This window comes from Alloalcanivorax marinus, from assembly GCF_016785095.1.
Taxonomy (GTDB): Bacteria; Pseudomonadota; Gammaproteobacteria; order Pseudomonadales; family Alcanivoracaceae; genus Alloalcanivorax; species Alloalcanivorax marinus_A.
The window spans coordinates 91,745-113,023 of the sequence record NZ_JAEKJB010000006.1 but is presented as its reverse complement, the minus strand read 5'-3'; the positions used below and the strand labels follow the sequence as shown (position 1 = coordinate 113,023).

The 21,279-nt window shown below is 62.7% G+C and carries 18 protein-coding genes and 1 tRNA gene; 3 read left to right on the top strand and 16 right to left on the bottom strand.

The window, feature by feature from the left end:
- Window positions 1-182 precede the first annotated feature (182 nt).
- From JF515_RS06170 to JF515_RS06140, 7 genes are read right to left on the bottom strand one after another with little or no spacing between them, the layout of a single operon-like run.
- On the bottom strand, window positions 183-3,581 hold the full coding sequence (locus tag JF515_RS06170) for a DEAD/DEAH box helicase family protein (protein WP_203102101.1): 3,399 nt from the start codon (window positions 3,579-3,581) through the stop codon (window positions 183-185).
- Window position 3,582: 1 nt separating this feature from the next.
- Window positions 3,583-4,503 (bottom strand): hypothetical protein, encoded by a 921-nt coding sequence (locus tag JF515_RS06165; protein ID WP_203102099.1) that lies wholly within the window; start codon window positions 4,501-4,503, stop codon window positions 3,583-3,585.
- Entirely contained in the window at window positions 4,503-5,693 is a 1,191-nt protein-coding gene (locus JF515_RS06160; RefSeq protein ID WP_203102098.1) for a restriction endonuclease subunit S, read from the bottom strand. Before JF515_RS06160 ends, JF515_RS06165 begins: the two co-directional genes overlap by 1 nt.
- Window positions 5,690-7,174 carry a type I restriction-modification system subunit M gene (locus tag JF515_RS06155; protein ID WP_203102097.1) on the bottom strand — a complete coding sequence of 495 codons (1,485 nt, stop codon included), beginning with the start codon at window positions 7,172-7,174 and terminating at the stop codon, window positions 5,690-5,692. The genes JF515_RS06160 and JF515_RS06155 overlap by 4 nt, the downstream gene beginning before the upstream one ends.
- A gap of 10 nt (window positions 7,175-7,184) precedes the next feature.
- Complete coding sequence (locus JF515_RS06150) at window positions 7,185-8,102, bottom strand: restriction endonuclease (protein ID WP_203102096.1); 918 nt, start codon at window positions 8,100-8,102, stop codon at window positions 7,185-7,187.
- A 40-nt stretch (window positions 8,103-8,142) separates the two neighbouring features.
- Entirely contained in the window at window positions 8,143-8,370 is a 228-nt protein-coding gene (locus JF515_RS06145) for a type II toxin-antitoxin system RelE/ParE family toxin (protein ID WP_338015182.1), read from the bottom strand.
- 56 nt (window positions 8,371-8,426) lie between these two features.
- Window positions 8,427-8,696 (bottom strand): CopG family ribbon-helix-helix protein, encoded by a 270-nt coding sequence (locus JF515_RS06140; protein WP_161384469.1) that lies wholly within the window; start codon window positions 8,694-8,696, stop codon window positions 8,427-8,429.
- 228 nt (window positions 8,697-8,924) lie between these two features.
- Here JF515_RS06140 and mutS point away from each other — a divergent pair, with 228 nt between their 5' ends.
- Both mutS and fdxA read left to right on the top strand, forming a co-directional pair.
- Window positions 8,925-11,486, top strand: coding sequence for a DNA mismatch repair protein MutS (gene mutS / locus JF515_RS06135; protein WP_203102094.1), 2,562 nt, complete (start codon window positions 8,925-8,927; stop codon window positions 11,484-11,486).
- A gap of 155 nt (window positions 11,487-11,641) precedes the next feature.
- Window positions 11,642-11,971 (top strand): ferredoxin FdxA, encoded by a 330-nt coding sequence (gene fdxA, locus JF515_RS06130; RefSeq protein ID WP_161384470.1) that lies wholly within the window; start codon window positions 11,642-11,644, stop codon window positions 11,969-11,971.
- 658 nt (window positions 11,972-12,629) lie between these two features.
- On the opposite strand, the gene JF515_RS06125 is transcribed toward fdxA, so the two are convergent.
- The 9 genes from JF515_RS06125 to JF515_RS06085 all read right to left on the bottom strand — a co-directional run bounded on the left by JF515_RS06125 (window position 12,630) and on the right by JF515_RS06085 (window position 20,524).
- Entirely contained in the window at window positions 12,630-12,983 is a 354-nt protein-coding gene (locus JF515_RS06125; RefSeq protein ID WP_238400894.1) for an Hpt domain-containing protein, read from the bottom strand.
- A gap of 170 nt (window positions 12,984-13,153) precedes the next feature.
- A complete protein-coding gene (locus tag JF515_RS06120) occupies window positions 13,154-13,768 on the bottom strand; it encodes a TIGR04282 family arsenosugar biosynthesis glycosyltransferase (RefSeq protein WP_203102088.1) in 615 nt (204 codons plus the stop codon).
- Between the two features lie 7 nt (window positions 13,769-13,775).
- Complete coding sequence (locus JF515_RS06115; protein ID WP_203102086.1) at window positions 13,776-14,468, bottom strand: TIGR04283 family arsenosugar biosynthesis glycosyltransferase; 693 nt, start codon at window positions 14,466-14,468, stop codon at window positions 13,776-13,778.
- Entirely contained in the window at window positions 14,465-15,427 is a 963-nt protein-coding gene (gene arsS / locus JF515_RS06110; RefSeq protein ID WP_203102080.1) for an arsenosugar biosynthesis radical SAM (seleno)protein ArsS, read from the bottom strand. Before arsS ends, JF515_RS06115 begins: the two co-directional genes overlap by 4 nt.
- An 85-nt stretch (window positions 15,428-15,512) precedes the next feature.
- Entirely contained in the window at window positions 15,513-16,367 is an 855-nt protein-coding gene (locus JF515_RS06105; RefSeq protein WP_203102072.1) for an alpha/beta hydrolase, read from the bottom strand.
- A 5-nt stretch (window positions 16,368-16,372) separates the two neighbouring features.
- On the bottom strand, window positions 16,373-18,760 hold the full coding sequence (locus JF515_RS06100; protein WP_203102070.1) for a TonB-dependent siderophore receptor: 2,388 nt from the start codon (window positions 18,758-18,760) through the stop codon (window positions 16,373-16,375).
- Between the two features lie 83 nt (window positions 18,761-18,843).
- Window positions 18,844-19,818, bottom strand: coding sequence for a FecR domain-containing protein (locus JF515_RS06095; RefSeq protein WP_203102068.1), 975 nt, complete (start codon window positions 19,816-19,818; stop codon window positions 18,844-18,846).
- A complete protein-coding gene (locus tag JF515_RS06090) occupies window positions 19,818-20,336 on the bottom strand; it encodes a sigma-70 family RNA polymerase sigma factor (RefSeq protein WP_203102059.1) in 519 nt (172 codons plus the stop codon). The genes JF515_RS06095 and JF515_RS06090 overlap by 1 nt, the downstream gene beginning before the upstream one ends.
- Before the next feature lie 111 nt (window positions 20,337-20,447).
- Window positions 20,448-20,524, bottom strand: a tRNA-Arg gene (locus JF515_RS06085).
- A gap of 486 nt (window positions 20,525-21,010) precedes the next feature.
- On the opposite strand from JF515_RS06085, the gene JF515_RS06080 reads away from it, so the two are divergent.
- Complete coding sequence (locus tag JF515_RS06080; RefSeq protein ID WP_203102057.1) at window positions 21,011-21,190, top strand: PLDc N-terminal domain-containing protein; 180 nt, start codon at window positions 21,011-21,013, stop codon at window positions 21,188-21,190.
- The last annotated feature ends 89 nt before the right edge of the window (window positions 21,191-21,279 follow it).

Below are 21,279 nucleotides of genomic sequence, written 5' to 3'. Positions count from 1 at the left end.
TTTTGGCGGGTTGTCCTGCGCCGTTAGCGAGAGGGCATGACCCTGGATGACCATTTAAGTATGGCGCCGGCCTATGAATAAACCGGGCTCAATCGAATGTAGTCATGAATGGGATTCATGAAAGGTGGGATATGGGCCATGGAGCATGAACAATGGCCCCAGGTCACGATACCTCTCTTCGTCTAGCTTTCGTTCACCTCGGGCATCAAACCATCCAATGCCTCGAAAAGATCCTCGACCACCGTATCTCTTCCGGCAAAAAGCGCCTCCGGGCCGCCGCTGTGCAGGGCACTGAACGGCGGCTCATAGAGCGCGGCGGGTGCCATCACGCCCCGTGAGGTGAGCTGCTCGATGATCATTTCCACGAAACGGATCTGAGGCGCGGTGAGGCTGGTGTCGTCCAGGAAACGGGCAAAGGCCTGCTTGGCGGTGGCTTCGTCCGTGCCCACCAGGCTACGGACGAAGTGCGCCAGGGAAGGCGCCTCGGTGCGTTCCAGCAGATTGGACAGCAGCGTTCTGCCGTCGTCCTCACCCAGGCCGGCGAGCATGTTTTCCAGGGCTTCCAGGTCACTGGCGGTGAGCGGCCGGTTGGTTCTCAGACGGTGGATCACGATGTTGTCCAGGTGATTGCGCAGGTACTCCCGGACTTTCTTCTCGTACTGCACGCTGGTCATCCTGGGCAGCGGCAGCACGGTGCCATCGCGCACCCCCATGACCTCGTCCTCGAAATCCGTGTACACCACCTCGCGCCGTTTCTTGTTCAGAAACGGCACCACGCCGCGCAGACGCAGCCGCATTTCTTCCAAGGTGCGCACGTCCATGCCGTCCCAGAAAGCCGGGTCCTGCACCGCCTGCAGGTATTCAAGCTGCCGGGCAACGGCGGGAATGCTGGTTTTCTCTTCCAGCATGGTGGCGATCTCCACCACCCGCTTGCGATAGCGTTCAAAGGCCGCCTGGTCGGCGGTGAGCACGGCAAGCTGCAGACGCAAGGCGGTGAGATCGAACATGCGGGAAGCGACGTCGTCGTACTCCAGCTCGGTGGGCAGGGTCGCCACCTCCGCGTTCAACAGCCGCTGGTCGTCCTCGCTTAGCCGGTCCCAACGCTTGCGATCCTTGAAGTGGTCCACGGCTTGGCGCTTCATGCGAACGATAAAGTTGTCCGGGTTCATGGCGGCCACTTCGCGATAAAGCGCTTCCGTGGTGTTACCGGCCACCTTGGCCTCCGGATCGGCCTCCGGGGACAGTTGCAACAAACCCAACAAATTCACCCGTGCACGAAAGACACGGGTACTGAGCGGCTCGCTACCGCCGGCCTCGATGCCTTCCGGGTTCTCGTTGAAGAAATCGAAGTTGCAGCAGAAATCGAAGATACGAAAGTCCGCCTTGTCTTCCCCCGGGCCAAAGAGGTCCGGGCACAGCCGTGTGCCCCGCCCGATCATCTGCCAGAACTTGATCTTGGAATACACCGGCTTGAAGAACACCAGGTTCACCACCTCCGGGACGTCGATGCCGGTGTCCAGCATGTCCACGGAAATGGCGATATGGGGTGCCTTGTCCTTCTGGGAGAAATCGTCGATCAACGTCTGGACGTATTTGACCTTGTAGGAAATCACCCGGGCAAAGTGCCCGGCGTGTTTCGGGTAATGGTGGTCGAAGCGCTTTGCGATAAAGTCCGCATGGGCCTGGTTGCGGGCGAAGATGATGGTCTTGCCCAGGCGGTCGCCGCCCTCCACCTTATGGCCGTGCTCCATAAGATGCTTGAGGCCCTTGTCCACGGTATCCTCGTTGAACAGCCAATTGTTCAGGGCGGTAGCGTCCACCTGCTCCGGAATCAGGGTGCCTTCGGGCACATTGTCACCCCACTCCAGGGATTCCCACTGGGCCTTTTCGTCCTCGGTCAGGTCGTCGTAACGGATGCCTTTCCGGGGGAAGCGCAGATCCACTTGCTGCACCCTGGGCGGCACCAGGTAGCCATCGCTGACCGCCTTGCCCAGCTCATAGGCGTCCGTGGGCACACCCTGTTCCAGATCGAACAGGTCATAGGTGTTCTTGTCCACCTGCTCCCGGGGCGTGGCGGTAAGGCCGAACAGCATGGCGTCGAAATAGCTGAAAATAGCTCGGTAGCGCTGGTACACCGAGCGGTGGGCTTCGTCGATGATGATCAGATCGAAGTGCCCCACCCCGAAACGGGCCTCGTCGGTATCCGAACCGTTGTTGGCATCGATCAGACCCATCATGGTCGGATAGGTACACACATACACCCGGCCCTCGCTGTCCTTCTCGGTGACCAGGTTCACCGGGCTGGATTCCGGCAAGTGGGCCTTGAAGGCATTCACCGCCTGATTCACCAGAGACACACGATCCGCCAGGAACAGGGCGCGCTTGACCCAGTTGGCCCGTTGCAGCACATCCACCAGGGCAATGGCGGTACGGGTCTTGCCGGTGCCGGTGGCCATCACCAGCAGCGCCTTGCGCTGGGCGTTCTTGAGCTGCTCGAAAATGCTGCCGATGGCGCGCTTCTGGTAATAGCGCTCAACAATGTCGGTATTGATGGCGGCCACATCCAGGGGCTTGCGGCTGTCCCGGCGACGAATCAGGCGGGTAAGTTCGTCCTTCTTGTAGAAGCCCGCCACTTCTCGGGGCGGATAGGCTTGGTCATCCCAAAGCCAAGTATCGTAGCCGTTGGTGAAGAAGATCAGCGGCCGCTGGCCGTGCATTTGCTCCAGGCAGTCCGCGTAGAGCTTGGCCTGCTGTTTGCCAACCGTGGCGTCCACCGTGGTCTTCTTGGCTTCCACCACCGCCAGTGGCTTGCCATCGTCATCCCAGAGCACATAGTCCACATAGCCAATGCCCTTGTTGTTGGGCATGCCGGTGACTTCATATTCCCGGTCCTGCTTTTTATCCAGCGGCCAGCCGGCCCGGTGCAGCTCCAGATCAATCAGGTAACGGCGGGTCTCCGCCTCGGTGTAATCGTGACTGTCCGGGACCTGCTCCCGGGCCTGACGCAGGGCCGCCAGCTCCTGGCGCAGCGCCTGAAGTTCCTGATCCAGGGCGTCGCGCTCTTTCTGCTGCTTGAGCGCCGCTTCATGCTGGGCACCGAGCTTCTCCTCCAGCGCCTCCAGTTCGGCACGCGGCACCACCTTACCGGTATCCAGCGGTTGCGGCACCCGGTCATCCCGCCAGGCGGCGCCTTCGCGGGAGGCACTGGGCGCGTAGGTGCGCACCAGCCAATAGCAGACATGGTGCAATTCCTTCACCACCTGCATGGCCTGCCGGGGCTCGATCGGCTTGGTCTGGTGGACCGCGATATTGCCCACCTTCTGGATCACCCGGGCCTTCTGAAACACCGCCTCCGGCAGCAGGTTCATAAAGGTGGGTTCGTGCAGCAGCGCGCCCAGCTTGTTGTCGTAGGGCATGCGCAGGCTGCCATCATGGCGATAAAGCCAGTGCACCGCCGCCTCCAACGCAAAGCGGGCGTGGAAGCAAGCGGCGCGGGGATCACCAAGAATATGGCCTTCCGCCAGCGTGGCAGCCTGACTCAGTGCCTTGAAGTCGTTGGGCAGGAAGGCGAAGTTGGTCATCTCATGTCCCTTCCACCGCTAGGGCAATTCGCCTACCGGGAATATATATGTCTTCACAAACAAGCTCATCTGCCAAGTAAGGCATATAGCCTGCAAGAATGACGCTCATAGAAACCAGATCGCGCATGTCCAAGTCACGCAGCTTGGATTCCGGAGAACCCGCATGTCGCATCCCTGGATAATTCGAGGCAAAACCATAGAGGCTGGAAAGTGAGTTTTTTACCGCAACGTGGGGCCAACTCTGTATCTGTTTGCAGGCATCTCCCAAGGTTTTCCCTTTCACCTCAGGACGACCACATGCAAGAGCTTCAGCCAAATTAAAAAACTTATGAACAAATACCTTTACATTCGCCTGCGAGCTGTCAGCCTTTATCGCATAGAGCGCCGAATGCATCTCCGTCGTTAGAGATGCAAGGTGCTCGTTTCCACTAGCCACCCTATCAATTCGCGACATCAGCTCTGAAAAAATGCCAGTAACACTCGGATATATTTTCCCCTGATCATCTATCACATAGCGCAAGCTATATTTTTGCGTAAAATATGACATTAGTGCCAAGTATCGGCCAGGCAACACATCATCAAATTCCGCGAGGGTATCTACAACGGCCTCCAGAAACTGAATAATTGCATTTTCAGAAGAAAAGCTTTCCCCCGTAAGTCCTATAAAGAATTCGACTGCAAGCTCAGGATCACCAATCACCTCAGACATGTCAAAGCCGGTTAACGTCTCCTCAGAAAGAGAGCTGTACGCAGCCCGGAAAATCTCAGAATACAAATCGTCGTGGGGATCAAACCCTTCCGGCAGAGGAATCTTCTCCTCAAGCCAACCAAACTCCTGGTCTTCGTCCGCCGAAGCTAACTGGAGCCGTGCCCAAACATCTGGCCACATATACCTCCATGTCGAAACAAATGTAGCCGCCATCAGAGTTCTCCAGAGAAAGCTTTTTCTTGTAGGGAGTGAAACAAAACATCAAGTTCTTCAAGGCAATCATTGACTTTCGACTTTTGCCGAAGAACAGAATCGACAATAGCCGAAAATCTATTCTGAAGATTCAGTGGGGGAACCGGAATGGGAATAGCCTGAAACTCCTTTGCATTAATGTTTGCCATCCCCACAATGCTCTTACACATTGAAACCAAACGGCTCTTTGTTTGTGGAGAATTCATGAAAGCAGCGATATATTCCGGATCGGCCTCTCCCGATGCTCTGGCCCGAACAAGATAACCTGCAAACGCCATTGGCTCATCAAACCTATAAACAGCCGTTTTCCCTACTAATTCCTTGCTGTTTGTGCGATTGAAAAGTATATCTCCCTTTTTTACCAAGTATTTCTCTTCTTCATTGCTTTCAAGATCTATGTACTTAATGGATGACATATCCCAGCCACCCTCATAGGTAATATTGCCCATCCTAAGAATTGGGTACCGCCCAGAGCTCTCATTAGCTTTCTTGCTTGTCCCATAATTAGCAGCTTCAAGCAGATCGCCAACTAAACCCATTTTCCAACCAAATGGGTTAGCTATAGGATCACCGAAGAAATCGAGAAAGGTGGATTGCAGGAGCGCATCGAGTTGGGCGAGGCACTCGCGGCGCTTGGCCCGCAGCGCGTCCGCCGCATCCAGAATTTTCGCAATGCGTTTTTGTTCTTCCAGGGGAGGCAGAGGAATCTTCAGGCCAGAAAAGAATTCAGCAGGAACACGTCTTTGTCCTGCAGCGCCCTTCATCTTCATCTCCCCTGCGCGCCGCACATACGGGTTCCTGAGAAGATTGAAAAGATAGCGTGTGTCGACTTTTTCACTCGCTCGAATAACATGGAATTCGGTTGATCCAAACCCCAGGTCTCTGGGTAGATTATCGGCAAGCGCCATTTTTCCATTCTCGAAGCAAGGAGTAATCTTCGCAATTAGAACATCTCCCCGCTTGAAAGCCGTGTACCCCTTTGCCACCTCTGCGTAAGGCCGATCATTAGCCTCTACGATGGAAACTGTTTTCTCGGAAACAGCCGCCATAGGTACGAAGCTGACAGGATCTCCCGGGGCTGGCCTATCAGCCTTCTCGAACCGGGGATTCACGACAGCTACTTCGCCAATAGAAACGGAAGGAGCATTCATCGAAGCAAGTTCTCCAAATCCTGGCGGCCTAGAGCGATTTGCTCCTCTAACTTAGCCAACCGCTCCAGGATCACCTGCGGCGACTCATATTCCACCGCCTCATACTCCACTTCCTTGTAGCGGTTAATGGACAGGTCATAGTCGTTGCCGGCGATTTCCTCACGGGGTACCAGGAAGCTCTGTTCGGTGCGCTTGCGTTCGCCTTCGTGCTCCCGGTTTTGCCAGCGGGCCAGCAGGTCCGGCAGGTCGCTTTTGTCCGGCTGCGGGGTGCGTTTATCGTCCAGAGAGAAGCCGTCCGCTTCCATCTTGTAGAACCAGACGTTGTCGGTGCCGCCGGAATTCGTTTTGGTGAACAGCAGGATGGCGGTGGAGACCCCAGCGTAGGGTTTGAAGACACCGGAGGGCATGGAGATCACCCCGTCCAGTTTCTGCTCCTCCACCAGCATTTTGCGCAGGCTTTTGTGGGCCTTGGACGAGCCGAACAGCACGCCGTCGGGCACGATCACCGCCGCCCGACCGCCGGTTTGCAGCAGGCGCAGGAACAGGGCCAGGAACAGAAGCTCGGTTTTCTTCGTTTTGACGGTTTGCAGCAGGTCCTTGGCGGTGGATTCATAGTCCAGGCTGCCGGCGAAGGGCGGATTGGCCAGGATCAGGGAGTATTTCTCTTCGTCCAGGTCGTCCGCCTGGGCCAGGGAGTCCTTGTAGCCGATGTCCGGGTTTTCCACGCCGTGGAGCAGCATGTTCATGCTGCCGATGCGCAGCATGGTGTTGTCGAAGTCGTAGCCGTGGAAAGTGCCCTCGTTAAAGCGGCGGCGGGCCTCCTCGTTCTTATAGATGGCCTTGCTGTGGTGCTGCTGGATGTATTCGGAGGCCGCCACCAGGAAACCGGCGGTGCCGCAGGCCGGGTCGCAGATCACATCCTTGGGGGTGGGCGCGGTCATCTCCACCATCAGCTTGATGATATGGCGCGGGGTGCGGAACTGGCCGTTCTGGCCGGCGCTGGCGATCTTGCCGAGCATGTATTCGTACAGGTCGCCCTTGGTGTCCGCATCGCTCATATCGATGCTGTCCAGCTGATCCACCACGTTGGCCAACACCCGCGGGGTGGGCATCATGAAGAGCGCATCCTTCATGTGGTGGGTGTAGGTGCTGCCGCCCTCCCCGTCTTCCTCGCCTTTGTTACCCAGGGTTTTGATAAACGGGAACACCAGGTCCCGCACGGTATTGAACATGTCCTCCGGGGCGAAGTCCTTGAAGCGGGACCAGCGCAGGTGGTCCTGGCCGGAGCCGAACACCGGGTTTTCGATGGGCTTTTTAAAACGCTGAGCCATGTTCTCTGCGCGGGTATGTATCTCATCCAGCCGCTTGATGAACAGCAGGTAGGTGAGCTGCTCGATCACGGACAGCGGGTTGGAGACGCCGCCGGACCACATGGTGTCCCAGATTTTATCGACCTTGGATTTGAGTTCGCCGGTGATCATGGGGTTGCTGTTATTCCTCGTTGAAGTAATCGCTGTCGATGTGTTTGACGTCGTAGGTTTCCTTGGTGGCCACGCCCAGGTTGTACTGGATCATCAGTTTCGCCAGTTCCTGGCCGTCGATCAGAACGATCTTTTTCTCGATCATGCCCACGTATTGGCGGGCGTCGCCGCTGAATTTGGAGGCGGTGATAAAGACGCCCTTGCGGGCCCGCTGCATGTCCAGAGCGCCGGCAAAGGCCTGCACATCCGGGCGGCCCACCACCTTGTCGGTATAGCGCTTGGCTTGCAGATAGATCACATCCAGGCCGAGCGGGTCTTCCTTGATGATGCCGTCGATGCCGCCGTCGCTGGTGTAGCGGGTGGCCTGGCCGGCGTCTTCCCGGGAGCCGCCATAGCCCATGGCCAACATCAGATCGACCACCAGCTTTTCGAAGAAGGCCGGCGTGGCCGCGATGATGGTGTCCAGCAGCTCGTCGGCCAGGGAGTCCATCAGCGAGGTGTGGGCCTGCTGAAGCTGCTCGTCCGGAGTGTCGCTGATGTCGCTGACGTCGCTGTCCGCCGGCTCCGCCTTGGGCTGGGTGGGGGTGTGGGTATGGAACGCCAGGAATTCCGGGTACTTCTTCAGGTAGCGCACGGTGACGCGCTCCGGGCATTCCTCCATGGCCTGGCGGCCCCGGTCGGTAATCCGGATCTGCCCCCGTTGCGGGATGGTCAGCAGGCCCGCCTTCTTCATATAGGTCCGCGCCCAACCCACCCGGTTCTTGATGTAGGTCTGTTTGCCGGAGGGCAGACGCTGCCCACGCTCCTCGTCGGTAAGCTGGAAGTGGTCGCAGACCTCCTCCAGCACCCGGGCCATGGCCTTGGGCTGGCCGTCCTGAATAGAGAGCAGCACGGGCCGCATGACGGATTGGAAGTCGGGTATGGCCATAACGTCCCCTTTTTAATTCTTTAGCAGCACCAGCGGAGATCTAATAACCCGCTTCCTTCTGATGGCGCACCGCCAACACATACACCGCATCTTCGCGAGGCAGGTAGCGGTAAAGCACCACATAACCGGCTTTGCCAAAGGGAATCATCAACTCCCGGAGTTCCGGCATCTCGTCATCGGGGCGGCCCATGTCCGGGGCTGTCTCCAACATACGCAGATGCCGTGCGATGGTCCGACCGGCACGGACGGCCGATTCTCCAGCTTCCACGGCTTCCAGGAAAGCCCGGCACCGTGCCAGCCCGCGCACGGCCCCTTCGGTGATGATTACTCGTGGCACTCGGGCGGCGCCTTATCGTCGCTTCCCCAGGATTCCAGCCACTCGTTGGTTTCCTGGACCGTGAGGTGGCGACCCGTCTCGCGGTAGGACCGCCAGGACTCCAGGGCTTCCTGTTTGAAGCTCTCCTGGGCCTCTTCGCGGGCCACATATTGCCTGATCGCTTCGAGCATGATCCAGTGGGGAGTCCGGCGGCGCTGGCTGGCCAGGGTCTGAACGCGGCTTTTCAGTTCGTCGTCAATCTTGATGGAGGTTGCCATGGCGGCCTCGTATCGAAAGGTAATACCTGGTGATACCCTAGGCGGTTGAGGGGGTTCTGTCCATCCTCCCGGCGCCCTCTAATAGAGCCATGCGCAAGGGTTTGCTATTCTTTCGCGCTTGGCTCCGTTTGGGTGGGATCGCGGCTGAAGCCGCTCCTACAGCCAGTGTTCCCGCGCCCTGCCCTTGAGCCGCTCCACTCTTTTCAGAAAACAGGCGATACCGCGCTTATGGCAATGGACGACCTTTCCGGCCACACCCCGATGATGAAGCAGTATCTCGGCCTGAAGGCCGACCATCCGGATCAGTTGCTGTTCTACCGGATGGGGGATTTCTACGAGCTGTTTTTCGGTGACGCGCAGAAGGCGGCGCGGTTGCTGGACATCACGCTGACCCAGCGCGGGCAGAGCAATGGCAAGCCGATTCCCATGGCCGGGATTCCGTATCACGCGGCGGAGGGCTATCTGGCGCGGTTGGTGAAGCTGGGCGAGTCGGTGGTGATTTGCGAGCAGGTCGGCGATCCGGCGCTGGCGAAGGGGCCGGTGGAGCGCAAGGTGGTGCGCATCGTGACGCCGGGGACGGTGAGCGATGAGGCGTTGCTGGAGGAGCGGCGGGATACGCTGCTGTGCGCGTTGTTCGAGGACGGGCCGGCGGTGGGCGCGGCGAGCCTGGATGTGGCGGCGGGCCGGTTCGTGGTGACCCGGGTGGAGGGCCACGAGCAGTTGCAGGCGTTGCTGGAGCGCTGGCAGCCGGCGGAGTTGCTGGTGTGCGAGGACCATGGTCTGCCGGCGTCGTTGGTGGAGCGGCCGGGGTGCCGCAAGCGTCCGCCGTGGGAGTTTGATGGCGAGGCGGCGGTGCGCCAGTTGTGCCAGCAGTTCGGGGTGCAGGATTTGTCCGGGTTCGGGCAGCCGCCGGCGGTGGCGGTGGCCGCCGCCGGGGCGTTACTGCAGTACGCCCGGGATACCCAGCGCAGTGCCCTGCCCCATGTGACGGGTCTGGCCATGGAGGCGTTCGACGACGGCGTGGCCATGGACGCGGCTACGCGCCGCAATCTGGAGCTGACCGAGACCCTGAACGGCGACGAGGTGCCGACCCTGGCCTGGGTGCTGGACAGCACCGAGACGGCCATGGGGGCGCGCCTTCTGAAGCGCTGGATTCATCGACCATTGCGCGACCGCACGGTGCTGGGCGAACGCCAGCGGCGGGTGGCGGCGTTGCGCGATGGCTGGCGGTTCGAGGCGGTGCGCGAGGTGCTGGACCGGATCGGCGATATGGAGCGGATTCTGGGTCGGGTGGCGTTACGCTCGGCGCGGCCCCGGGACCTGACCCGCCTGCGCGCCAGTCTGGAGGCGTTGCCGGCGTTGCACGCGGCGCTGCCGGACCACGAGGCGTTCCAGGGCCTGCATGAGCGGCTCAATGAATTTCCGGAGCAGGCCGGCTTGCTGGACCAGGCGGTGATCGAGAATCCACCGATGCTGATCCGCGATGGCGGCGTGATCGCCGAGGGCTACAGCGCGGAGCTGGACGAGCTGCGTTCGATCAGCGAAAACGCCGGCCAGGTGCTGGTGGATATCGAGACCCGGGAACGCGAGCGCACCGGCTTCTCTACCCTGCGGGTGAAGTACAATCGGGTGCACGGCTATTACATCGAGCTGTCCCGCCGCGAGGCGGACAACGCGCCGATGGATTACCAGCGTCGCCAGACGCTGAAGAACGCGGAGCGTTTCATCACGCCGGAGCTCAAGGAGTTCGAGGACAAGGCGTTGTCCGCGTCGAGCAAGGCGCTGACCCTGGAGAAGCGGCTCTACGAGCAGTTGATCGAGACCCTGGCGGCGGACCTGGGCCCGCTGCAGGCGAGCGCCGCGGCGGTGGCCGAGGTGGATGTGCTGGCCGCCTTCGCGGAGCGTGCCGAAGCGCTGGGCTGGGTGCGGCCGCAACTGGTGACCGAACCGGTGGTGGAGATCGTCGATGGCCGCCACCCGGTGGTGGAGCAGGTGCTGGACGATGCGTTCGTGCCCAACAGCCTGCATCTGGACGACCAGCGCCGCATGGTGATCATCACCGGCCCGAACATGGGCGGTAAGTCCACCTATATGCGCCAGACCGCGCTGATCGCCCTGCTCGCTCATATTGGCAGCGCGGTGCCGGCGGCCAGCGCCCGGGTGGGCAAGCTGGACCGCATCTTTACCCGCATCGGCTCCTCCGACGATCTGGCCGGCGGCCGCTCCACCTTCATGGTGGAGATGTCGGAGACCGCCAATATTCTCAACAACGCCACCCCGGAAAGTCTGGTGCTGATGGACGAGATCGGTCGGGGCACCAGCACCTTCGATGGCCTGAGCCTGGCGTGGGCGGCGGCGGAGCACCTGGCGCGTAATCTCAGGGCGTTCACTTTGTTCGCCACCCATTACTTCGAACTGACGCAACTGCCGGAGCAATTGCCCGGGGTGTACAACGCCCACCTCACCGCCAGCGAGCACAACAACCGCATCGTGTTTCTGCACCGGGTGCAGGAGGGGCCGGCGAGCCGCAGCTACGGCTTGCAGGTCGCGCAACTGGCCGGGGTGCCGGCGGGCGTGATCCACCGCGCCACGGAGAAGCTGAGCGAGCTGGAACAGGGCGAGCGACCCAAGTCGGCGGCGCCGGCCCCGGCCACCGCGCCGGCCCAGGCGGATCTGTTCGGCGCGCCCGGCGCGGTGGAGAAAGCCCTGGCGGATATCGACCCGGACGAGCTGACGCCTCGGCAGGCGCTGGAGCGGTTGTACGCGTTGAAGGCGTTGGGCAAAGGGTGACGCGTTATATCCATATGCGTACAGGGACGGGTTGCGGCGCTTGCCTGAGGCTGGCAGTCCGGTAGACTAGCGCCGCCCCCAAGTTCATCGGTGTCTGCTAATATGCGGCTCCGGCCCCGGAACGAGACGAGAATACACCTGGCGAGGACAGGCTAATGACGTTCGTAGTAGGTGAAAACTGCATCAACTGCAAACACACGGACTGCGTGGAAGTATGTCCGGTGGATTGCTTCTATGAAGGCCCCAACTTCCTGGTCATTCACCCGGACGAGTGCATTGACTGCGCGCTGTGCGAACCGGAGTGCCCGGTGAACGCCATCTTCTCGGAGGATGAGCTGCCGGACGATCAGCAGGATTTTCTGGAGATCAACGCCGAGCTGGCGGAGAAGTGGCCAAACATCACCGAGATGAAGGACTCCCCGGACGACGCCGACGAATGGGACGGCGTGGCCAACAAGCGCGAGAAACTCGTCAAGGAATGGTGAGTCAGGCGTGAGTGTTTCGGCGGGCGGCGCGCCGGCCGGAACACTGTCCGCGGCGCCAGTGGTCTGAAACCGGCGGCTTGAAACAAGCCCGGTGGGCCGGAAATGAGAAAGGGCGGCATCCTGCCGCCCTTTTTGCGTCGAGTCGTCCTTACCCGATTGCGCTCACCTGGACTTCCGTGTCCGCCATCCTTAGCCAATCCCTGTGCTCTTTATCCCTGAACACGGAAACCACTATAGCAACCCGTTTCGTTACCGAGGGTTAAAGATCTATAAAATTTCCTGCCCGGAAATCAGCCCCACCGGCTCTTTCTCTGATTTATCAATGACTTAGCGATTCGCCCCCTGGAAATTGAGGGCATACTAGGACAGAAGATTGGTAGAAATGCTTACAGTCTTGTAAGATATCTCTTACAAACGATGGCCATTGCCAGGGTCCGGAAAGTGATCCCAGCGCGAATCTTGCAACAGACTCCCGTTACAAGAACGTCAACTTTTTACAATCGCTCACTGCTTTTTACTGCACCCGCGGATTGTGACCTGTAGCATTCAAGGCATCGAAGGTATCCCCCCAAGGCGCTAGAAATAGCGCTCACAACCCCCCCTCTTCCACCCCCTTTGGAAGAGGGGTTTTTTTTGCGTGCCAAACGGCGACCGGCCGTCAACCCGCTACCGCGGTGAGAGCGCGCAGTGAGCGACAGGATTCATTGAAGGCGTCTTCCAGGGGATCGAGGCGCTCGTCCACCGCGGCCAGGTCGCCGGCCCGGGCCAGCTGTTCCAGCTCCAGGCACAGCGCCGCCACCCGCCGGGCGCCGAGATTACCGCTGCTGCCTTTGAAACTGTGTGCCTGCTGGCGCGCCAGATCGGCGTCGCCCTGGGCGACCGCCTGGCGCAGGGCGGCCAGACGCTGGCCGCCGTCGCGGCCATAGGACTCAACCAGGGTCTCGAAGTCGCTGCCCATCACCTCGCGTAGCTCCGCGAGCACGGTCTCATCCAGCACTGGAGGCTGTTGCATGTGTCACTCCCTTGAGTCGAAGATGGCGCCCTCTTCCAACCGCGCCGACACCCGGACGCTGGGCCTCGGGCTCTCCGACCGGAACCACGACCGGAGGCATATCCGCGATTTCGAGTATAGGGGGGGCAACCGTGTAGCTCACGGTTTCCGTCTCATAATATGAGACGATTTCAGGGAAGTACGCCCAGATTCCGGGCTCTGCGCACATCTTCGGGACGATCCACGTCCCACAGGGGCGGCAGGACCTCCACGCCGCTTTCGTCGTTGAGGGCCACCAGGGTGTCCGCCAGGGCGTAACCACCACCGAGTCGCACACCCTCGAAACGGTCCGCCCGCCAGACCTTGGCGTCGCCGCCGCCGATCAGCACGAAGCCGCCGTCTTCACTGGCGCCGAGCACCACCCGACCGTGCCGCAGGCGGTCCTCGGCCAGGGCCAGATAAGCCTGATCCAGCACCGGGCAGTCGCAGCCCACCAGCAACACCCGGGCATGGTCGGCCAGGCCGACGGCCAGGGCGCGGGCCATGCGCTCACCCAGGTCCGCGCCCTGCTGGTATCCCACGGAGAGATTGATCGCGGCGGCACGCCGCGCCAGGGTCTCGTCGGGCTGGTCCAGCATCAGCCGGGCCGGGCCGGCGAAGGCGGCGGCCTCGGTCAGGGTCCGATCCAGCAGCCGTTGGTGCACCGCCAGCGCGCCCTGCTCGCCCAAAGCCGGAATCAGGCGGGTTTTCACCTGGCCCAGGCGGGGAGCCCGGGCGAACACCATCAGCAGGGTCTCGCCGCCCATGCCGGCCTCAGCGTTGATAATAATGGTGGCGGTAGTAGTCCCGGTGCAACCGCGCCGGGTCCTCGCCGCGCCAGTAGCGCCAGCGCAACTGCCACATCAGCAGGGTGGTGCGCAGCACGCCGTTCTCCTCCCAGCGGCGGCTGTCCGCCTCCAGGCGCGGGCGCAGGCACACCGGCTTGGCGCGGCCGCGCAGGCGGGTGCTGAGCGCCACGTCCTCCATCAGCGGTTGCATCGGGAAGCCGCCCAGTTCCAGGAACAGATCCCGGCGCACGAAGATGCCCTGGTCGCCGGTGGCGATGCCGGTCCAGCGCGAGCGCAGGTTCATGGCATGGCCAATCATCGGGAACAGCCGGTGGTCACCGGAGAGGCGCACATCGAAGCGGCCCCAGAGAGCGTCCTCGGGCAGGGCCCGCAGGGCACGCAGATGACCGCGTTTGACCCGACCGCAATCGGCGTGCAGAAACCACAGCCAGTCCCCTTTGGCGCGCTCGGCGCCCAGGTTCATCTGGCGCGCCCGGCCACGATCACAGTGCAACACCACGTCGGCGTATTGGCGGGCGATCAGCGGGCTGCCGTCCTGGCTGCCGCCGTCCACCACAATGATTTCGTCGTTCTCCGTCAGGCGCTCACGCAAGCCGGCCAGGAAAGCCTCCAGGCATTTGGCTTCGTCCAGCACCGGGATCACCACGCTCAGGCTCATTCCAGCGCTCCTCCGCAACTGCTGCCGGCGCCGGCGGTGCAGCCAAAGCAATGATCGGCCACGTAAATGCCTTCGCCGTCCTTGTCCGCCGCCAGCAACTCCTCGAGATGGGGGTGGCGCTCGCCGCCACCCTGGGGCAGATCCAGCATCTGGTTGAAATCGCAATCATAGAGATAGCCACGATAGTCCACGCTCAGGGTATCGCGGCACATCACCGCGTCCAGGTTAGCGTCATTGTGGCTGTCGCGCAGCAGTCGCATGTAATCGTTGAAGCGGTCCTGGGCCAGCAGCACCGCGCCGAAACGGCTGATCGGCATGTTGGTGATGGTCAGCAGGTGGTTGAACCGGATGCCGAAGCGCTCGCCCAGCTCGCGTTTGTAATCCGCTTCCAGGGCCGCCTGGGGAGGGGGAAGATGGGCGCCCACCGGGTTGTAAACCAGGTCCAGCGGCAGCGCCTCGCTGTCACCGTAACCGGCGGCGTTAAGCCGGCGAATCGCCTCGATGCTGCCCTGGTAAACGCCCTTGCCGCGCTGCTGGTTGACGTTGTCTTCCAGATAGCACGGCAGCGACGCCACCACCTGCACGCCCTGCCCGGCCAGGAATTCGGGCAGATCCTGGTAGCCTTCCTCGAGCACGATGGTCAGGTTGCAGCGGTCGATCACGGTGACATCGCGGGCGCGGGCGGCGCGCACCAGATCCCGGAAGTGCGGGTTCATCTCCGGAGCGCCGCCGGTCAGATCCAACACCCGTACCTCGCCCTGATCGAGCACCGCGATCACCTGCTCCACCACCTTCCGGCTCATCAGCTCGGTGCGGGTGGGGCCGGCGTTCACATGGCAGTGCACGCAGCTCAGATTGCACAGGTAGCCCAGATTCACCTGCAGAATGCGGGTGCGCCGCCGGCGCAACGGCGGGAAATCCGTTCGGCTGCGCAGCAACAGGGGCCGGGTGTCCTTCATGGCGTGCTCCTCGGGGTAGGGACCGCGTTCATGCCCCCATGGATGCATGTTGGAAGGAAACGTTACGTCAAAACCCGGCCCGGCGCTAACGGCGCCGCGCGGTGAGCACCTCCCTCAATACCCGGTTCTCGATGCGAAACGGCAGCGACATATGATCCTCACCGTCGATCACCGTCATGCTGGCGCGCAGCCCGTGGCCGGAGAGCGGCTCAAGCCGCCGTTGCAGGGCGCCGGCATCCTGAATTTCCTGGGGCGAATCCCGTTCCGCCAGAATCAGCGCCAGGCTGGCGTGGGTGACGTCGATGTCGCCGGCTTTCACCCGTTCGCTGAAGTGGTGTTCCGGGGCCAGCAGATAGCGGTCGTGCCACCACAGGCTGGGGCTGGCGGCCACCACGTGGTCGAACAGCCCGGGCCGGGTGAAAAACGCGTAGACCGCGAACATGCCGCCGAAGGAATGGCCGTACAGGCTTTGTTGGCCGGGGTCCACCGGGTATTCGGCGGCCACTTTCGGCATCACCGTGTTGGCGAGAAAATCGAGCAGCTTGTCCTGGCCGCCTTGAGGCGGATCGTTGCGCTCCTCGGGCACCGGCGGCGAGAAATCATAGGAACGGCGCCGGAAATTCAGCGGTTCGTCTCCCGGGTAGCCGATGCCCACGATCAACGCCCGCCGCCACGCCTTTTGCGCCCGCTTGGCCTCATGCAGAGAAGCGAAATAGGCGTTGGCGTCGAGCACATAGAGCACCGGGTAGCCGCCGGTGTAGGGCAGCTCGCCCTGAGGCTCGCTGATCATGATGCGATAGGCATCGCCGTCGGCGTTGCGCAGTTGCCATTCGCGCGTACCGCTGAGCGCCACCGGCTCGGCGGCGGCACTGACCGCCAGCGCCACCAGAGCCAGGCTCATCACCGCCCGCCAGGAATCCGTGAGGATCATCATGGCCATTGCCCTCACCAGAAGTAGCTGACGCTGCCGATCACGCTGCGACCGGCACCCCGGTAGCAATAGCCCGCCTCGCAAACCACGTATTCCTTGTCCGTGACGTTCTTGGCGTTGACCCCCACCCGGAACCCGGCCAGCGCGCCGCGCAGGTCGTAGTGGGCGCCCAGGTCCACCAGGGTATAGCTTTCGTTCTTGCGGGTGTTGGCGGCATCGTCGTAACCGCTGCCCACATAGCGCGCGCCACCGGCCACGCCGAGACCGTCCAGCATCCCGCCGAACTGGCGGTATTCCATCCACAGGCTGGCCAGATGACGGGGCCGGTTGGTGGGTCGGTTGCCTTCGTCGCCATCGTTGCTTTCGGTAATTTCCGCGTCGTTGTACGCGTAGGCGGCGGTCAGGCTCAGGGCGTCGGAAAGATCGGAAACGGCTTCCAGTTCCACGCCCCGGGAACGCTCCTCGCCGGTCTCCACGCTGAACGCCACGTTGCGCGGGTCCTGGGTCAGCACGTGGCTGCGGGTCAGTTGGTAGAGCGAAGCGGTAAGCCGGGTGCCGCTGCCCGGCGGCTGGTATTTCAGCCCCAACTCGAACTGCTCCCCCTCGGAGGGATCGAACGCATCGCCTTCCAGGCTGGTGCCGCTTTGCGGCAGGAAGGATTGCGCGTAACTGGCGTAGGGCGCCAGGCCGTTGTCGAACAGGTAAAGCGCGCCAAGCTGACCGGTGGTCTTGTCGTCATGGGTCTTGGTGCGGGCCAGGTTCAAGTGATCTTCCTTGCGGGTTTGCAGCCAGTCCTGACGCAGGCCGGCGGACAACCGCCACTGGCCGATGGCCATCTGGTCCTGCAGATAGAGGCCGCCGCGATGGGAAATACCGGTCTGGTCGGCGAACACCTGATCCGGCCGCGCCACCGGTTGGTCGTAATCCGGGTTGGTGCGATCAATGGAGGGCGCGGCGCCGGAGGCGTATTCCACGTCGTAATTCAACCAGGCGTAATCCACGCCGGTGAGCAGGGTGTGGCGGACCGCTCCGGTATCCAGTTCGGTGACCAGGCGGGTGTCGGTGGTCACCGACTCCATGGTTTCGTAGATGCCGTAGCTGACCCGGTCCAGCAGATCCGCGTTGCCGGCGTTGACGCCGGTGACGCTGAGATACTGGTTGGTGGTGTCCACGTTGCCGTAGCGCAGGTTGTGCTGGACGCTGACCGTATCGCTGAAGGCGTGCTCGAACTCATAGCCCAGCAGCCACTGGCGCTGATCCAGTTTGTCGAAGTCCTCGTCACCGGACCAGAAGCGGGTGAGCGTGTCGCCGTCCTGGTAGGGGCGCGGCGAACCACTGGTCAGCCGGTCGCTGTACTGAGTCAGCAGGGTGAAGCGGGTGTCCTCATCCGGCCGCCAGCTCAAGGAGGGGGCCAGCAGGGTCAGGTCGTTGTCGACCTGCTCAATGTCGGTATTGGCATCCCGCGCCACGCCCACCAGCCGGTACAACACCTCGCCCTGATCGTCGGCGCGACCGCCTACGTCGAACTGGGCCTGGCGATGATCGTGGCTGCCCACCTGCACGCCGACTTCCTGGCGCGCCTGCGCGCTGGGGCGCTTGCTGACCCGGTTGACCAGGCCACCGGGGCTGATCTGGCCGTACAACACCGAGGACGGCCCCTTCAGCACCTCCACCCGTTCCAGGGCATAGGGCTCGCTGGTGAAGTAGGACAGCCAGCCGGTGTTGGGCTGGCGCAGGCCGTCCAGGAAGTCGGCGTCGGTGGTGACCGCGTAACCGCGCACCTTGATCTGGTCGAAGCGCGGGTCCAGGCCGGAATCGCCAATGCTGACGCCGGCGGTGTACGCCACCGCCTCCTCCACGCTGCCGGCTTTGCGGTCGGCAATCTGGTCGGCGGTAACCACGCTGATGCTGCGGGCTGTTTCCAGAATCGGCGTGCCGGTTTTGGTGGCGGTAAGGCTCTGGTCCGCGCGGTACCCGCTTACCGGACCATTGGCCTCCTCGCCCTGCCCGTCCACGGTGACCGCCTCCAACGCATGGGTCCGGCCTTCCAGGGGCACCACCACGTAACCGCCGTCGCCAGCCTCGGCCACCAGGCCGGTACCGGCGAGCAGTTGGTTGAGCCCGTCGCGCACCGAGGCGGGCTGGCGCACGCCGCCGGTGCGGCGGTCGCGGGTCAGATCCGGCGAGAACGACAGCGTGATGCCGGTGCGTTCGGCGAAGCGGCTCAGGGCCGGCGCCAGCGGCCCGGCGGGAATGTCGATGGCGTTCAGCACGGCCGGCGCCGGCTCACCGGGCGGCGTCGCGGCCAGGGCCGGGCCGCCCAGGGTCAGGGCCAAGGCGGCGGCGAGAGCGTGACGGCGCCAGTGCTGGCGGCCATCGAAAGGGCAAGCGGTCAAGAACATGATGGATTCCGTTGTCGATTAAGGACGTGTCCTTTCCTTAACCGAACCAACCGGCGAAACCCGACAGACTTTCCGAACTTTTTTCAGGCCGCCTCCACTTTCACCCACCAGGGCGTGCGCCATGCCACCGCCACCGGCAACAGCCGCGCCAGATCGTCGATCAAGGCATCCGGGTCCCGCAGCTGGAATACCCCGGACAAACGCAGGCCGGCCACCGCCGGGTCGCAGCCGGTGTACCCGTTGCGGTAACGGCCCAGTTCGGCGAGAAAATCCCCCAGGCGCATGTCGTCCACCATCAGGTGTCCCCGGGTCCAGTCGTCGGGATGTTCACGGAGCGCCGTCGGCGTCACCGCGTTGTCGGTGAGGCGCCACCCCGTCCCCTCGCCACAGTGTCGCGCAGCGCCGCCCCGGGGCGTCGCGATTACCTCGCCGCGAGCCACCCAGAGCGTGGCGTGATCGTCGCCCACGTCGCGCAGCAGAAAGTCCGCGTCGAGGGTTTCGCATACCCCGAATTCATGCGCCACCCGCAATGGCCGGGGAACCGGTCGGCCCCCATCGGCGCCACTGCGCACCCAGATCTCGCCATGGTGCAGGGCCAGGCGCCGCTCGCTGGCGTCATAACGCACGTCCAGCGAGGAGCGGGTATTCAGGAACAGGCGCGTGCCATCCTCCAGGGTCAACCGGCGCTGCTCCCCGGCGCCGGTGCGCAGGTCGGCGCTGAGCGGCGAGTGTCGATAGGCGGACCACCCCACCGGCGCCGCCACCATCAGCGCCAGCAGCCCCTTCAAGGCACGGCGCCGGCGCGGGTCGACGGCGGCGTCGCGCAACACGGGCACCGCCATGCCACGCTCCGGCAGGCTGTCGAGCATGGCGCGGAAATCGCCGCGCAGCTCGCACAGCCGCGCCCAGGCCAAAGCATGGGAAGGATGATCCGTGCACCACTCGCGAAGGCGCTCGCGCAGCGATGCCGGGTCCTCCGCTTCATCAAGGCGCAGTTGCCATTGGATCGCCGCCCGCACCACGGATTCCGGCAACGGCGTGTGCCGATCCAGCGCCATCACCCCTCCTCCAGTTGGTAACGCAGCCGGTAGCAGTGCATCAGCGCTTCTGCTACGTACCGCTCCGCGCTGCGGGTGGACACGCCCAGTGCCTCGGCCACCTGGCGGTGGGTCCGTCCGCCCAGTTGATGGAGCAGGAACGCCTGGCGCACACGGGGCTTGAGACCATCCAGCATGGCGGCGGTGCGCTCCAGCATCTGCAACGCCTCGTGACGGGCCTCGGCGGAGGGACAGGTTCGTGGTGGCAGTTGCGCCAGGGCTTCCAGGTAGGCTTTTTCCAGGGCGCTTCGACGCCAGAAATCGATCACCAGCCCCCGCGCGATGGTGCCCAGAAAAGCGCGCGGTGCCGTGCCGGTGACCGGCTCGCCCCGTGCCAGCACCCGCACGAAGGTGTCCTGGGCCAGATCCGCGGCCTGCTCGGTGCATCCCAGCCGGCGGCGCAGCCAGTGGTACAACCAGCCGTGATGATCACGGTACAGGGTGGTGAAACGGGAGGCTTCGGGGTCGGAGGCGGACATGATTCACGGCGGCTCTTGGACGGACCCTGCCAGGCGGCACGGTGTGACGAGCCACACATTAAACGCGAATCAGTCTCATTACAAGAAAGGCGGGCATCACCCGAAAGGAAGTGGCGCCCCGAGCAGGAGTCGAACCTGCGACCTAGCGCTTAGGAGGCGCTCGCTCTATCCAACTGAGCTACCGGGGCTTTCTAAAACGTTGTCCTGCATTCACCTGTCCGAGTGCTCGGAATGGAGCGAGCGCGCTTTTTATGGCGCCGCTCGCCCTCCGGGCTCCGGCCTCGCGGCGGTATCCGCGAGGCGTGAACGCGGCCGGCGCTATGCGCCGGAAGGCCCCGCGTTCACCCAACTGAGCTACCGGGGCTTTCTAAAAACGTTGTCGTGCATTCACCTGTCCGAGTGCTCGGAATGGAGCGAGCGCGCTTTTTATGGCGCCACTCGCCCTCCGGGCTCCGGCCTCGCGGCTGAAGCCGTTCCTGCGACGAAGCCCTGGCCCCTGTAGGAGCGGCTTCAGCCGCGATGCCCGGCGGCGGTACGGGGGCCTATTGTAGTGATCCGGGCCGGGGATGCCAGTGCCGGGCTTTACCGGCTTTTACCTCCACCGGCTTTACCGGAGCGACAAGCCGGGCTAGCGTCGGAAAGACCTTAACGACAATACCTAGGGAGAGGGAATCATGAGTAAGCTGATCGGTTTGGTCATTCTGGTGCTGGATATTCTGGCGATCATCAAAATCATCCAGTCCGGCGCCAGCACCGGCGAGAAGGTGCTGTGGGTGCTGTTGGTGGTGGTGCTACCGCTGCTGGGCCTGATTATCTGGGCGCTGTTGGGCCCGGGTTCACCGGTTAAGAAATAGCGGCCCGCCGGGTTTTCGCGGCTGAAGCCGCTCCTACCGGAACCCGGCGAAAGGGCGGCGGCCCGGTCGCGCGACGCGGTCGGGCCGTC